Below are 14,261 nucleotides of genomic sequence, written 5' to 3' on the forward strand. Positions count from 1 at the left end.
GCGATGATTTCCGCTGATCTGAATGTCATCCTGCCCGAAATTGTGCTGTCGCTGTTCGCGATTTTGGCACTGCTAGGGGCGGTCTATACGTCAAAAGATAAAACCGGCACGGTGCTGGTCTGGGCGACGGCTGCGGTGATGATCCTGCTGGCAATCTGGATCGGGATGACCGGCACAGGCGAAACCCGCATTGCCTTCAACGGGCTGTTTATCGAAGACGGGTTTGCCCGCTTTGCCAAGGTGACGATCCTGCTAAGCGCCGCTGCGGTGCTGATCATGTCAAATGATTACATGCGCGCGCGCGGCTTGCTGCGGTTTGAATACCCTGTGTTGATCGCCCTTAGCGTGGTCGGCATGATGATGATGGTCAGCGCGGGCGATCTGATGTCGCTTTATATGGGCCTCGAGCTGCAATCGCTGGCATTGTACGTGGTCGCGTCCCTGCGCCGTGACAGCATCAAGTCCACCGAAGCCGGCCTGAAGTATTTCGTTTTGGGTGCCTTGTCTTCGGGGATGCTGCTGTACGGTACATCGCTGGTCTATGGATATGCGGGCACCACGCAGTTTGCAGGTGTTATGAGTGTCGCACAGTCGGGTCACACGTCGCTTGGCCTGCTGTTCGGGATCGTGTTCCTGATGGCTGGCCTTGCGTTCAAAGTATCTGCCGTACCGTTTCACATGTGGACACCGGACGTATACGAGGGCGCGCCGACACCCGTAACGGCGTTTTTTGCGACCGCCCCGAAAGTGGCGGCAATGGCGCTGTTCGCCCGTGTGCTGCATGATGCCTTTGGCAATGCCGTCGCAGACTGGAGCCAGATTGTTGCGGTCCTGTCCGTGTTGTCGATGTTTCTGGGCGCGATCGCGGCGATTGGTCAAACCAACATCAAACGTCTGATGGCCTATTCGTCGATTGCACACATGGGTTATGCCCTGATCGGTCTGGCCGCGGGTACGCAATTGGGCGTCAAGGCGATGCTGGTCTATATGGCGATCTATGTGACGATGAACATCGGCACCTTTGCGTTTATTCTAAGTATGGAAAAAGATGGCCAACCGGTCACCGATATTTCGGCGCTGAACATGTATTCCAAACGGGCACCCGGCAAGGCGCTGGCGATGCTGGTATTGCTGTTCTCGCTGGCTGGTGTGCCGCCGATGCTGGGCTTTTTCGCCAAATTCGGCGTGTGGCAGGCGGGTGTTGATGCCGGTTTGATCTGGCTGGTCGCAGCAAGCGCTGTCGCCTCGGCGATTGGTGCATATTACTATCTGCGCATCGTGTTCCTGATGTATTTCGGCGAGGAAGGCGACGACCGTCTTGATGGTGGTAAAAATGGCCTGCTGACCGGGTTCTTGATTGCATCCGCTGTGATCATGGTGGTCGGTATCGCCAATATGTTCGGCGTCGAGGAAGCCGCTATCCGGGCTGCGGCGACGCTGGTTAACTGATCCGATGGTGGGGCCCGTGAGCGAGGGAGCCTCCGGCGGGGATACTTACAAGCCAGAGAAGCAGGGCGTGTCGTGGCCGGAAGGCTACGGCCGTCTTGTATTTGAAAGCATCGATTCCACGTTGAGCGAGGCGGCGCGGCGTGCGCCTGATCTGACCGGCCCGCTTTGGATTTTAGCAGAAGAGCAGACCGCTGCGCGCGGGCGGCGCGGGCGGTCTTGGGCCACCCCAAAGGGCAATTTTGCCGGCACTTTGATGATGCGCCGGATGGAAGCCCCCGGCATCGCCGCACTGCGCAGCTTTGTGGCGTCACTGGCCCTGCGGCGCGCCTTTGTGCGGGTCACGGGTGATGACGGGGCATTTACGCTGAAATGGCCGAATGATGTGCTGCTGAATGGTGGCAAGGTGGCCGGCATACTGCTTGAGAACATCGGTGATCATCTGGCCATTGGCATAGGCGTCAATCTTGTTCATGCGCCCGGCGTTGATCAGGTCGAACCCGGCGCGGTACGCCCTGTGTCGGTGGTTGGCGAGACCGGGCTGACGGTATCGCCCTCTGCATTTCTGGATGCGCTTGCCGTCGAGTATGCAGCACTTGAGACCCAGTTTCAGACATTCGGCTTTGCCCCGATCCGCACGGCATGGCTGGCCCATGCTGCACGCTTGGGCGAAGAAATTCTAGCACGGACCATGCGCGAAGAGACGCGCGGCGTGTTCGAGGATGTGGATGAACACGGCAGTCTGATCCTACGCACCCCAAAAGGGCGGGTGCCGATTACGGCGGCGGATGTATTTTTCTAGAACGCAAGGGAGGGTCGTTTGATGCTTTTGGCGGTTGATTGTGGTAACACGAATACGGTTTTTTCGATCTGGGACGGGACGCAGTTCATTGGAACCTGGCGCACCTCGACAGAATGGCAACGTACTGCGGACCAGTATTATGTCTGGCTGAGCACCTTGATGAAGTTCCAAAAGGTCGAGGCAGATATCACCGATATGATTATCAGTTCGACCGTGCCGCGTGTGGTGTTTAACCTGCGGGTATTGGCGGATCGGTATTTTCACACACGGCCCATCGTGGTGGGCAAGCCCGAATGCCGGCTGCCCGTGGATGTGCGCGTGGATGCGGGCACCGCGATTGGGCCAGACCGGCTGGTAAACACGGTGGCCGGGTATGACCTGTTTGGCGGCGATCTGATCGTGGTTGATTTCGGGACGGCCACCACCTTTGATGTTGTTGACAGTGACGGGGCCTATATTGGCGGGGTCATTGCGCCTGGCGTGAATCTCAGCCTTGAGGCATTGCATAATGCCGCGGCGGCCTTACCTCATGTAGATATATCCAAACCACAGGCGGTGATTGGCACAAACACTGTGGCCTGTATGCAATCGGGTGTTTTTTGGGGTTATGTCGGCCTCGTTCGTGAGATATGTGCCCGCATAAAGGCGGAGCGTGAGCGCGACATGCGTGTGATCGCCACCGGCGGGCTGGCCCCGTTGTTTCAACAGGCTGTGGACCTGTTCGATGCCTACCAAGATGATCTGACAATGCACGGTTTGACCGTGATTTATAATTATAACAAGGACACCGCTTAATAATATGAGCAGCGAAAGATTGATCTATCTGCCCCTCGGTGGGGCAGGTGAAATTGGCATGAATGCCTATGTTTATGGCTATGGGAAACCTGGTAAGGAACGACTGATTGTTGTCGACCTTGGCGTGGCATTTCCGGACATGGACACCAGCCCCGGCGTGGATTTGATCATCCCCGATATCGCCTGGCTGGAAGAACGCCGCAACCAGATTGAGGCGATTTTCATCACCCACGCGCACGAAGACCACGTGGGCGCGGTTGCGCATACCTATGACCGTTTGCGCGCGCCGATCTATACGCGCAAGTTTACGGCGAACATCGCCAAGCGCAAGATGAGCGAATACAACCACCCCGATGACGCGGTTACGACCGTGGCACCGTGGCCTGCAACAACCACCGTTGGCCCGTTCACGGTCGGGTTTCTGCCGATGTCACACTCGATCCCTGAATCGTCATCGCTGGTGATTGACGTGGCAGGCGACCGTTTGATCCACTCGGGCGATTTCAAGATCGACATGACACCGGGCGTGGGCGAAGCCTATGATCCCGAGCTGTGGGCCGATGTGTCCAAGAATGGCGTCAAGGCGTTGATCTGTGACAGTACCAACGTATTCTCAAAGAACCCGGGCCGGTCAGAAGCGACCGTCGGGCCAGAGATTGAAAAGCTGCTTGGCACTGCCCAAGGCATGGTTGTCGCGACGACATTTGCGTCGAACGTGGCGCGTGTGAAAACCCTTGCGGATGCGGGCGAACGGGCAGGGCGGTCTATCGTCCTGCTGGGCCGCGCGATGAAGCGGATGGTTGAAGCGTCGCTTGAAACCGGCGTGATGAAAGATTTTCCGGCTGTGATCAGCCCCGAAGATGCGCGCGGCGTGCCGCGTGAAAATCTGATGCTGCTGGTGACCGGATCGCAGGGCGAACGCCGTGCGGCGTCGGCGCAGTTGGCACGTGGCAAATACATGGGTCTTGAGATGAAGGAAGGGGACATGTTCCTGTTCTCGTCCAAGACCATCCCTGGCAACGAGCGCGGCGTGATCAAGGTGATCAACGCGTTCTCCGAGATGGGCGTTGATATTGTCGACGACAGTTCGGGCCTCTACCACGTGTCGGGTCACGCCAACCGTCCCGACCTCGAGATTTTGCACGATGTGGTTAAACCGCAGATCCTGATCCCGATGCACGGCGAACACCGTCACCTGCGCGAGCATGTGAAGATCGCCAATGGCAAGGGCATGAAGGGCGTTTTGGCTGTCAATGGCATGATGATCGACCTGTCTGGCAATGAACCCAAAGTCGCGGAATATGTCGACAGCGGGCGCACTTACCTTGATGGATCGACCCAGATTGGTGCGATGGACGGGGTCGTTCGTGACCGTATCCGTATGGCGCTGAACGGGCATGTCACCGTGACTGTAATTCTGGACGAGAACGACGAAACCCTAGGCGACCCGTGGGTCGATGCCATGGGCCTGCCCGAACAGGGCCGTTCAAAATCGTCGCTCGTCGAAGTCCTTGAGCATGACCTTGGTCAGTTCCTTGGCCGTGCCAACGAAAAGACGTTGCGCGACGATGACAAGCTGCATGACGGGCTAAAGCGCGTTGTGCGTCAGTCGGCCAATGACGAGATCGGCAAAAAGCCAGAAGTAACGATCGTGGTCAGCCGTCTAAGCTGATCGCCTGAAAACACTGCATTCGCGCCGCGTAGATCGAAAGGTCTGCGCGGCGGTTTTGTTTGTGGGGGTAAGCTGAACGAAAAAGGGGTAAAACGAAAAAGGGCGCAAGGTTTCCCTCGCGCCCGTTTTCCTGAAATTGTGCCTGCGTTTAGTCGCGGCGTTCCGCAAAGCTGAGCCCGATAAATTCGGGTGTGTGTTCGCCCAGACCGACAACTTTGTTATCGTTGCGGTTGTTCTGGTTGCGGTTGTCGTTGCGGTTGTTTCCGCGCCCACCGCGACGGTTTTGCTGTTGCTTGTCGTCTTGCGGCTTTTCATCCGGCGTTGCGGCGTTAGGCTCAGGCTGCGTTTCCGCCTTTACCTCTGATGCTGGTGCATCAGCGACGGTGGTTTCTGTTTCAACCTTCGCAGCTTCGGGCTTCTTACGGCTGCGGCTCCGGGTGCGCTTGGGCTTTTCTGTCTTGGGTGCATCGTCTTGCGCCGCATCTTGTGTCTCGGGCTTGTCAGCCTTGGCTGCGTCCTGCGGGGCGGCATTGGCCGGCTTTACAGGGGCTTTGTTACCAAGCGGGTTTTCAAGGCGCGGGATTTCGCGTTGGACCAGCCGTTCAACATCGGCAAGGTTCTTTTCGTCGCGGGGTACGCAGATCATGATCGCTTTGCCATCACGGCCGGCACGACCTGTGCGGCCGATGCGGTGTACATAGTCTTCGGCGTGGGATGGCACGTCAAAGTTATAGACGTGGCTGACCGACGGCACATCAAGGCCGCGCGCAGCAACGTCCGACGCCACAAGGAACCGCAGATCGCCGTTGCGGAACCCTTCGAGGGTCTTGGTGCGCTGGCTTTGGTCCAGATCGCCGTGGATTGGTGCCGCATCATAGCCGTGCTTTTTCAACGACTTGGCAACGGTATCCACGTCCATCTTGCGGTTGCAGAAAATGATGGCGTTGGTGCATTTGTCGCCTTCGGCGTCAATCAATGCGCGCAAAACATTGCGCTTTTCGGTCGCTTCGCGGTCTTTGCGCGATGCGGTCAGCATCAGAACACCCTGTTCGATATTTTCGCCTGTGGTGGCTTGGCGTGCCACTTCGATCCGGGTTGGGTTCGACAGGAAAGTGTTCGTAATACGCTCGATCTCGGGGGCCATTGTGGCCGAGAAGAACAGCGTTTGCCGTGTAAACGGTGTCATCTGGAAGATGCGTTCGATGTCGGGGATGAACCCCATGTCCAGCATCCGGTCAGCTTCGTCGACGACCATGATTTTCACGTCGGACAAGATCAGCTTGCCGCGTTCGAAATGGTCGATCAGGCGGCCCGGGGTCGCGATCAGAACATCGACGCCTTTGTCGATCAGCTTGTCCTGCTCACCAAATGACACGCCGCCAATCAGCAGCGCTTTGGTCAGTTTCAGGTGCTTTGTGTAGGTGTCAAAGTTTTCGGCAACCTGTGCTGCCAGTTCCCGCGTGGGGCACAAGACCAAGCTGCGCGGCATGCGCGCACGGGCGCGGCCACGGGCAAGCATTGTGATCATGGGCAGGGTAAAGCTGGCTGTTTTGCCGGTGCCTGTTTGGGCAATTCCCAGTACATCTTTGCCTTCTAGGGCGGGGGGAATTGCGCCTGCCTGGATCGGCGTCGGGGTTTCGTACCCGGCTTCTTCGATGGCTTTCAGCACTTTTGGGTTTAGATTCAGATCAGTAAATTTTGTCATGTGTGTCCGATGGTAGCGGACATAAATCTCGGCCCGCGGCAGCATTCATGTCGGCCCGCATGGCCCAAGGGGCGGAGGGACTCCGCGACATGTTATGCACCCATTAACAAAGACTCTGCGGCAGGTCAAATGGGTGTGCTAAACGCCTGTGTAATCTGGGAAATGCTGGCCAAGATGTGACACGAGGTCAAGCTTTGCCTCGTGTAGAAGCCCGTGGTCTGCCAGACGCTTTCGCAGGGCAGGGCTGTCTGCGCAAACTTCGTCAAAAAAGGCGCACAAACCGGCTTCTCCTGCGTCTTGCTCGATCTGGGTGAACAGGTCGTGCATGGATAGCCCACCTTTTTCATAGGGTTTGTTGGGTCCCAGCTCGGAGCGGTAGCTGCCTTTGGTCACGCGGTAGCGGTAGGCCGCGATCCAGTCCTCCCAGGTTTTTGCATGGACATGGGCCAGATCAATCCCGTCTTGCGGATCATGGCAGTCTAACATTTCGCCGTCCTGAAACACGTTATGTATACGTATGTTGATTTTCGGTAGCCCCGTGCGCACGAAAACCTTACCCGCCAGATGGCTTAGAAACCCGCCTTTTACGTGCGCGCCATATGTCGGGTAAAGATCGGCTGTGATGCGGGCGCGGTCGGGGCCGGACGGAATGAACCCTTTGAATGCGGACGGGTTGCCCGACAGTTGTTCCATCGGGCGGATGCGTGTGGCGTGGGGATCGGCGGGGCGTTCAGCTAGAATTTCCGCGACAGGGCGGTCTGCGACCAGAAATTCATCCGCGTCCATGTGGATCAACCAGTCCACCTCGGCCCGCCGATTATAGGCGTGGGTGGCGTTGGCAGTTTGGCGCACTTGGTGCATGTCGGGGCGGTCGCGTTTGCGTTGCTTCCAGTATTTATCGTCGCAGGTGATTACACGGATCTTGGGGTGCGCATCCAGAAATTCAAATGCCTGCGGGTTCGGGGCATCAAGATAGATATAAATGCGGTGCGCCCCCGCCGCCAGATGGTAGGCGGCGAACTGTAAAATGTCGCGCGTGGGCGCAAGAATGGTCGAGGCGATACCCCATGTCACGTCAGTCATGGGGCGAGTTTGCGGTGTCTAAAGGCCGCTGGCAAGCCAAAGCTAGACCATCATTTCCTTTGTCGCGGTCAGGCGCACATCGGGATAATCACGTTCAACGCGGTCGATATCCCACTGCAAACGCGTCAGATAAACGATGTCGCCGTCATGGTCGTGCGCGATGTGCTGCTTGTTGGCTTCGGCAAACTTATCAACGGCTTGGCGGTCGCCGTTCACCCAACGTGCCGAGGTGAACTGTGATTGTTCAAACCGCACGGGCAGGCCGTATTCCAGCTCGATCCGGCTGGCCAGAACCTCGAATTGCAATTGCCCGACAACGCCCACCACGAAACCCGACCCGATGGCGGGTTTGAACACCTTGGCGGCACCTTCTTCGGCGAATTGCATCAGCGCCTTTTCCAGATGTTTGGATTTCATCGGGTCGCCCGCACGCACGCCTTGCAACAATTCGGGTGCAAAGGACGGGATGCCTGTCACGCGAAGCGCCTCGCCCTCGGTCAGGGTATCGCCGATGCGCAGCTGGCCGTGGTTGGGGATGCCGATGATGTCGCCTGCCCAGGCTTCCTCGGCCAGTTCGCGGTCGGCAGCAAGGAACATCACGGGGTTGGTGACCGACATCACCTTTTTCGTCCGCACATGGGTCAGCTTCATACCACGGGTAAAGTGCCCCGATGCCAAGCGGACAAAGGCAACGCGGTCGCGGTGCTTGGGGTCCATGTTGGCTTGTACTTTGAAAACAAAGCCGGACACGTTCTTTTCTTCGGGCAGAATATCGCGTGGTTCGGCCTTTTGAATCTGTGGTTCGGGGCCGTAGGTGGCGATGCCGTTCATCAATTCCTTGACGCCGAACGAATTGATTGCCGATCCAAACCAGATCGGGGTCAGTGACCCTTCGGCCATCAGGGCTGCATCCAGTGGCGGCATCAATTCGCGGACCATCTCAAGGTCTTCGCGCAGTTTTTCCAGCAGATCTGCGGGGACATGTTCGGCCAGTTTCGGGTCATCCAACCCTTCGATGGCGATGCTTTCCGACACCTTGTTACGGTCGGCGCGGTCCATCAGTTCCAGCCGGTCGCGCAGGATGTCATAGCAGCCGATGAAATCGCGCCCGACGCCGATGGGCCAGCTGGCCGGGGTCACGTCGATGGCAAGGTTTTGCTGAATTTCGTCGATGATTTCAAAGACATCGCGGCTTTCACGGTCCATCTTGTTACAGAACGTCAGGATCGGCAGGTCGCGCATACGGCAGACCTCGAACAGCTTTTGCGTTTGGCTTTCCACGCCTTTCGCGCCGTCGATCACCATCACCGCCGCATCCACCGCCGTGAGCGTGCGATAGGTATCTTCCGAAAAGTCCGAGTGGCCGGGCGTATCGACGAGGTTAAACCGGAAATTCGTGTCTTTGGTCATGAAATCGAACGACATGGCCGAGGCCGAAACCGAGATGCCCCGGTCTTTCTCCATCGCCATGAAATCCGACCGCGTGCGGCGTGCTTCGCCCTTGGCACGGACTTGACCCGCCATCTGGATCGCCCCCCCGAACAACAGAAATTTTTCCGTCAACGTGGTTTTGCCCGCATCGGGGTGCGAGATGATCGCGAATGTGCGGCGCCGGGCAATTTCGGCGGGCAATGCGGGGCGGTTTGAGGGGGTATCTAACATGGATTGGCATATATCCATGCCCAGAGATGCGCGCAAGTGTGAGCGCAGCAGCGCGGGCAGCTATTGTCTATGTGGTTTGCCGAAACGGGGGTAAGCTGAATGGGGTATGATATATAGGGAGAGATCGAAATGGACCTAAAGGAGATTGCCGAGGCGCTGGTTGCGGGCTGCCGCACCAGGCGCGAAGTTGAAAATCTGGATAAACTATATGCACCCGATGCCATTTCAGTAGAAGGGGCGGATCATGGAAATGGTCGCGAGACCAAAGGGTTGGACGGGATCAAGGGCAAACACGCCTGGTGGGACAGCGCGATGGAAGTCACCCGCCAAGACGTCAGCGACCCGATGCTGCATGGCGACGACCGTTTTGCTGTGATCTTTGATGTGGCGGCGCGCGAAAAGGAAAGCGGGCAAGAAATGGCGATGAAGGAAGTCGCAATTTACCACGTGTCAGGCGGCAAGATCATCCGCGAGGAATTCTTTGGCTAAGCGACAGTGCTCAGCGCATGCTGGCCTTGCGCAACAGCTCTGCCGCGTCGGGGCGGTTCAGCAGGGGTTCGCTGACATCCAACCCGTCATGGCGGCGGTCGGAATGGCCGGGGATCATGTCGCCCATGGCGTCGGATAATTCTTGCGGCAGGACTGGCTTGGTCCGGCTGTCGACCAGCATCGATTCCGCCGCGATCCCTTCGGCATAGATGATCTGATGCCCGTCAAACAGCAGCTGGAAATAGTCCACAAAGCCGCCATCCTGCACGCGCACGGTATAGCCGTTCACCAGATGGCGCGCCTTGACCAGCAGCTCGGACCGGCCCGCGCCGATACTGTCTTCGCGTTGATAGATGAACAACCGGTGATCGGGGCTGACGATCAGATCATTGGTGTTGTTCAAGGTTCCGGCCGCGATAAAGATCGGCGCGAATTCCCCCACCGCACGCACGGTGCTTTGGCTGATCCAGCGTACCTCTTTGATGCCGTCGTCGCGGGTTAATACACGGTCGCCGACCTTTAGCTGTTCGATCGGGCGCTGTTCGCCGGACGCCATCGTGATGTGGGTGCCACGGGTGAACGAAACGCAGGCGGTCTGCGCGAATTTCCTGTGTGCGTTGACCGTATCGATCCCCACAAGGCGGTATCCAAGCTGGGATGACAGGGCGCTGAACGGCAGGATATAGATTTCTGCGGCATGGTTGTTTTCGTCAACCTCGACCAGAACAATCGCATCGGTGGTTTGCCCGTCGGACGTCATGAATGTCAGCGCGCAATCCAGATGCAGCCGCGCGCCGGCAACGCCCACTTCGGTATCGGGTGCAATTTCAAAGGTTTGCGCGGCCGTCGTCAGCATCGACAGCCTTTGTGGTTTAGACGCGTATGTCAGTTCATAGACGTCATCCAACAACAGCTCGGAGGCAAAGGAAATTGCGTCGCCCATATTGGCACCATCCGTCGCAACAAGCTGCGTTGCACGGTAAACCGGGACGCTTTGTGGCGGGGCTGGGCGCGTGGGTGTCATCGTTGAATTATGCCTTTTCTACGGCGGTAATGTGCCTAGATTTCACCTTGCAATAGGATTGTGGCAGCAACGGGTCAAGCCCGTGGTCTTTTGCTGGCAATGGTCCAGTTAACAATGGTACGAGCGATTTGAAATCAGGAGGAGTTGAAAATGGATCTGGGAATCAAAGGCAAACGCGCATTGGTATGTGCATCGTCCAAAGGTTTGGGACTGGGCTGCGCAGAGGCATTGGCCGAAGCGGGTGTTGATCTGGTGATGAACGCACGGGGCGGCGACGCGCTAGAAGCCGCAGCCGAGCGGATCCGGCAGGATTACGGGGTAGAAGTAACCACCGTTGTCGCCGACATCGCCACGGAGGACGGGCAAAAGATGGTGCTGGACGCCGCAGGCCAGATCGACATTCTGGTTAACAACGCAGGTGGCCCGCCTCCCGGTATGTGGCAAGACTGGGATCGCGATGATTTCATCAAAGCGCTGGATGCCAACATGCTGGCCCCGATCGCAATGATCAAAGCGCTGGTGCCTGCCATGATGGACCGGGGCTGGGGCCGCGTGGTCAACATCACCTCGCAATCCGTGCGCGCGCCAATCGGCGTTCTGGGCCTAAGCAATTCCGCACGCACCGGCCTGACCGGCTATGTTGCAGGCACCTCGCGTCAGGTGGCGGGCAAAGGCGTGACCATCAACAACCTGCTGCCCGGCATTCATGCCACAGACCGCGCTGATGCGCTGGACGGTGCTGTTGTCAAACAAAAGGGCATCACGCTGGACGAAGCACGCATTGAGCGGGCGCAAGGTATTCCTGCGGGCCGTTATGGTACACGCGGCGAATTTGGCGCAGCCTGCGCCTTTTTGTGTTCGCAACATGCGGGTTTCATCGTGGGTCAGAACCTGCTGCTGGATGGCGGCGCGACCAATCTGACGATGTAATCATCTGGCGGCAGCGGGGCCATCTGGCTGCCGCTGCCGTTCACGCGGCAAATGCTACAAGCGATCACAATCGCGACAGGCAAGATGTGAACAGATGACGCGGGGGCGCTGCCTCGGCTAGTTTTTGCAGAGCATATATTTAAAGGTATCCCCCCAATGGTCCCCGTCATTCTCATCGCCGTTTTCGGTGCCATCGTCGCGGCCAGCCTGCTGGTCGCACCGCGCCGCGTTTCAATCGAAGGGTTCTTTGGCGGGGTGACGTCGGCGGGCCGTGCGCCCGGGCTTTGGACTTTGGTGCTAAGCCAGGTCACCACATGGATTTTCGCCCGTTCGCTGATGAACGCGGCGATTTTGGGATACTACTACGGCATCGCGGGCACCTTGGCCTATGCCGCTTATTACGGGTCGTTTCTGACAGGTGGCTTTATCGTGGGTCGCCTGCGTGAAAACGGGTCGATGTCGGTTCAGGACTGGCTTGGCGCGCGTTTCGGGGTCGCGGGAAATGGCTGCTACAATCTGGTGATCGCGCTGCGCCTCTTGTCCGAAGTATTCGCCAACTTGCTGGTTGTCGGTCTTATTTTTAACGCCGTATTGGCGGGCAGTGGCACGACCGCGATTTTGATTGTCGCACTTATGGGCCTTGTCTATTCCGCTTGGGGTGGCTTGTCGGCGGCGCTGCGCACGGACGTGTTGCAGATGCTGGTGTTTCTGGTCGTGTTCGGCGTGGCCTTTGTGTTTCTGGTCGCCAGCCCCGGTTTCGATCTGGGCGCGCTTGTCACGGCACCGGGCACTGCGGGCAGCTATAACGGTTGGGTTTTGCTGGTCGTCGCGTTGTTGCAGGTGTTTTCCTACCCCGCCCATGATCCGGTGATGATGGACCGTGGGTTCATCGCAGACAAAGACACGACGCGCCGCTCTTTCATCCATGCTTTCTGGATTTCGACGCTGTGCATCATCGGTTTCGGCTTTTTCGGCATTCAAGCCAGCCTGACGGGGGCCGAATACGAAGGCGAGTTGATCGGTACATGGGCAAAGATGTTTCCGGCATGGGTCTTCGGCGCGCTGATGATTTCATTGCTGGTCTCGGCGCTGAGCACGCTGGATTCCGCGTTGGCATCCGCAGCACGGCTGGTGGTCGAGGAATTGAAACTGGCCCCGCGCAGCCTGAACGGCGGGCGGGTTGTGATGGTCGGTTTCATGATCGCAGGCGCGGCGCTGACCTTGTGGGGGAATGCGACGTTGTTTGACGCTGTGGCCGTGTCTGGCACCGCGTCGATGTTCCTGACACCTGTGTTGATCGTGGGGCTGGTGATGGGCCGCCAAATGGCACAATGGTCATATTTTGCGGCCTTTGCCGCTGCGATGTTGGGGGCCGTTGCGTATTTCGGGCGGGGCTGGGCCTTATTCGCGGCGATTTTGCCAGAGGGGCATAAATACGAACAGCTACTCGTGATCTGTGTGGTCGTTTTAGTCGCAGGCTTTGCGGCGGTGCTTGCGGGCGCGCGGCGGGGCTGATAGCGGTTTCTCCCGAGCGGATTGATCGGATAAGACAGCAGCCCATGACGGAAATTCAGCCTCGGCTTGAAATCAAAAACATCAAGCGTAGCTATGGCGGGCGTCCCGTTGTTGACGACGTCAGCCTGAAAATCATGCCCGGGCAGGTGACTTGCCTGTTGGGGCCGTCGGGCTGCGGCAAGTCGACAACCCTGCGGATGATCGCGGGCGTTGAAATGCAAGACAGCGGTACGATCCATGTGGATGGCAAGCTGATTTGTGACACCGAGTTCCGCATTCCGCCAGAGCGGCGCGAAATTGGCCTGATGTTTCAGGACTTTGCCTTGTTTCCGCATCTTAGCGTGGCTGACAATGTCGGCTTTGGCCTGAAAACGGGCACCAAGGCAGAGCGCCGCGCGCGGATCGAAGAACTGTTGGAGCGGGTTGATCTGTTGCGGTTCATCGACGGCTATCCGCATCAGCTGTCGGGTGGCGAACAGCAGCGCGTGGCGCTTGCCCGCGCCTTGGCACCGCGCCCCAAGATCATGCTGATGGACGAGCCGTTTTCGGGGCTTGATAACCGCTTGCGTGATGATATCCGCGATGAAACGCTTGGTATCCTCAAGGAAGAGGGTACCGCTGTTTTGCTGGTCACCCACGAGCCCGAAGAAGCAATGCGCATGGCGGACGAAATCGCCCTGATGCGCGACGGCAAGATCGTGCAGCAAGGCGCACCCTACAACGTATATACTCGGCCAATTGATCGGGCCGCGGTGGCGTTTTTCTCGGATGCGAATGTGTTGCGGGCCGAGGTTTCTGGCGCGCTGGCGCACACGCCTTTCGGGCGGTTTCTGGCACCGGGTATCCCCGATGGCACCCAAGTGGACATCGTGTTTCGCCCGCAGCATGTGCGGATCGATTTCGACCGGGCAGGCAAGGGCCCGCTGCCCACGGCGACGGATGGTACGGCTGCACGGGCAGTGGTCGCGCGGGCGCGGTTTATGGGCAATGAAAGCCTTGTGGAATTTGTGATGGATCACGACGGCAGCACCCTGCGCGCCACAGTGCCCAACGTGTTTTTGCCCCCCGCCGGTGCGGTGATGTGGTTGACGGTCCGACGCGATCGTTGTTTCGTCTTTCCGGTAAGCTGAAGGGGCGT

At 58.2% G+C, this 14,261-nt stretch carries 12 protein-coding genes; 8 read left to right on the forward strand and 4 right to left on the reverse strand.

The annotated features are described in order from the left end of the window. Positions 1–3: 3 nt before the first annotated feature. The 4 genes from nuoN to KZZ06_RS01050 are packed head-to-tail and all read left to right on the forward strand — an operon-like array spanning position 4 to position 4,715. Positions 4–1,449, forward strand: coding sequence for an NADH-quinone oxidoreductase subunit NuoN (gene nuoN, locus KZZ06_RS01035; RefSeq protein WP_219578169.1), 1,446 nt, complete (start codon positions 4–6; stop codon positions 1,447–1,449). A gap of 16 nt (positions 1,450–1,465) precedes the next feature. Then, positions 1,466–2,248 carry a biotin--[acetyl-CoA-carboxylase] ligase gene (locus tag KZZ06_RS01040; protein WP_308339988.1) on the forward strand — a complete coding sequence of 261 codons (783 nt, stop codon included), beginning with the start codon at positions 1,466–1,468 and terminating at the stop codon, positions 2,246–2,248. A 21-nt stretch (positions 2,249–2,269) separates the two neighbouring features. After that, on the forward strand, positions 2,270–3,043 hold the full coding sequence (locus KZZ06_RS01045) for a type III pantothenate kinase (RefSeq protein ID WP_219578171.1): 774 nt from the start codon (positions 2,270–2,272) through the stop codon (positions 3,041–3,043). A 4-nt stretch (positions 3,044–3,047) separates the two neighbouring features. Next, positions 3,048–4,715 (forward strand): ribonuclease J, encoded by a 1,668-nt coding sequence (locus KZZ06_RS01050; protein WP_219578172.1) that lies wholly within the window; start codon positions 3,048–3,050, stop codon positions 4,713–4,715. Between the two features lie 148 nt (positions 4,716–4,863). Here the strand turns inward: KZZ06_RS01050 and KZZ06_RS01055 are convergent, their stop codons facing one another. From KZZ06_RS01055 to KZZ06_RS01065, 3 genes are all read right to left on the reverse strand, one after another. Beyond that, complete coding sequence (locus KZZ06_RS01055) at positions 4,864–6,420, reverse strand: DEAD/DEAH box helicase (protein ID WP_219578173.1); 1,557 nt, start codon at positions 6,418–6,420, stop codon at positions 4,864–4,866. Positions 6,421–6,558: 138 nt separating this feature from the next. Then, positions 6,559–7,503, reverse strand: a complete 945-nt coding sequence (locus tag KZZ06_RS01060; protein ID WP_219578174.1) for a glycosyltransferase family 2 protein — start codon at positions 7,501–7,503, stop codon at positions 6,559–6,561. Between the two features lie 42 nt (positions 7,504–7,545). Beyond that, entirely contained in the window at positions 7,546–9,165 is a 1,620-nt protein-coding gene (locus KZZ06_RS01065; protein WP_219578175.1) for a peptide chain release factor 3, read from the reverse strand. 129 nt (positions 9,166–9,294) lie between these two features. Here KZZ06_RS01065 and KZZ06_RS01070 point away from each other — a divergent pair, with 129 nt between their 5' ends. Continuing rightward, positions 9,295–9,654 carry a nuclear transport factor 2 family protein gene (locus tag KZZ06_RS01070; protein WP_219578176.1) on the forward strand — a complete coding sequence of 120 codons (360 nt, stop codon included), beginning with the start codon at positions 9,295–9,297 and terminating at the stop codon, positions 9,652–9,654. Between the two features lie 10 nt (positions 9,655–9,664). Here the strand turns inward: KZZ06_RS01070 and KZZ06_RS01075 are convergent, their stop codons facing one another. Next, positions 9,665–10,678 (reverse strand): Hint domain-containing protein, encoded by a 1,014-nt coding sequence (locus tag KZZ06_RS01075; protein ID WP_219578177.1) that lies wholly within the window; start codon positions 10,676–10,678, stop codon positions 9,665–9,667. Positions 10,679–10,828: 150 nt separating this feature from the next. Between KZZ06_RS01075 and KZZ06_RS01080 the strand changes: the two genes are divergently transcribed. From KZZ06_RS01080 to KZZ06_RS01090, 3 genes are all read left to right on the forward strand, one after another. Further along, positions 10,829–11,608, forward strand: coding sequence for an SDR family oxidoreductase (locus tag KZZ06_RS01080; RefSeq protein ID WP_219578178.1), 780 nt, complete (start codon positions 10,829–10,831; stop codon positions 11,606–11,608). Between the two features lie 156 nt (positions 11,609–11,764). After that, positions 11,765–13,123 carry a sodium:proline symporter gene (locus KZZ06_RS01085; RefSeq protein WP_219578179.1) on the forward strand — a complete coding sequence of 453 codons (1,359 nt, stop codon included), beginning with the start codon at positions 11,765–11,767 and terminating at the stop codon, positions 13,121–13,123. A 44-nt stretch (positions 13,124–13,167) separates the two neighbouring features. Further along, positions 13,168–14,253, forward strand: coding sequence for an ABC transporter ATP-binding protein (locus tag KZZ06_RS01090; protein ID WP_219578180.1), 1,086 nt, complete (start codon positions 13,168–13,170; stop codon positions 14,251–14,253). Positions 14,254–14,261 lie beyond the last annotated feature (8 nt).

The organism is Sulfitobacter sp. CW3, assembly GCF_019392245.1.
GTDB lineage: Bacteria > Pseudomonadota > Alphaproteobacteria > Rhodobacterales > Rhodobacteraceae > Sulfitobacter.

What these genes read in the sequence shown, in the direction of transcription:
- nuoN (WP_219578169.1), top strand. Translation starts at nt 4, where the DNA reads ATGATTTCCGCTGATCTGAATGTCATCCTGCCCGAAATTGTGCTGTCG.
- KZZ06_RS01055 (WP_219578173.1), bottom strand. Translation starts at nt 6,420, where the DNA reads ATGACAAAATTTACTGATCTGAATCTAAACCCAAAAGTGCTGAAAGCC.
- KZZ06_RS01075 (WP_219578177.1), bottom strand. Translation starts at nt 10,678, where the DNA reads ATGACACCCACGCGCCCAGCCCCGCCACAAAGCGTCCCGGTTTACCGT.
- KZZ06_RS01080 (WP_219578178.1), top strand. Translation starts at nt 10,829, where the DNA reads ATGGATCTGGGAATCAAAGGCAAACGCGCATTGGTATGTGCATCGTCC.
- KZZ06_RS01090 (WP_219578180.1), top strand. Translation starts at nt 13,168, where the DNA reads ATGACGGAAATTCAGCCTCGGCTTGAAATCAAAAACATCAAGCGTAGC.
- KZZ06_RS01065 (WP_219578175.1), bottom strand. Translation starts at nt 9,165, where the DNA reads ATGTTAGATACCCCCTCAAACCGCCCCGCATTGCCCGCCGAAATTGCC.
- KZZ06_RS01085 (WP_219578179.1), top strand. Translation starts at nt 11,765, where the DNA reads ATGGTCCCCGTCATTCTCATCGCCGTTTTCGGTGCCATCGTCGCGGCC.
- KZZ06_RS01050 (WP_219578172.1), top strand. Translation starts at nt 3,048, where the DNA reads ATGAGCAGCGAAAGATTGATCTATCTGCCCCTCGGTGGGGCAGGTGAA.
- KZZ06_RS01060 (WP_219578174.1), bottom strand. Translation starts at nt 7,503, where the DNA reads ATGACTGACGTGACATGGGGTATCGCCTCGACCATTCTTGCGCCCACG.
- KZZ06_RS01045 (WP_219578171.1), top strand. Translation starts at nt 2,270, where the DNA reads ATGCTTTTGGCGGTTGATTGTGGTAACACGAATACGGTTTTTTCGATC.
- KZZ06_RS01070 (WP_219578176.1), top strand. Translation starts at nt 9,295, where the DNA reads ATGGACCTAAAGGAGATTGCCGAGGCGCTGGTTGCGGGCTGCCGCACC.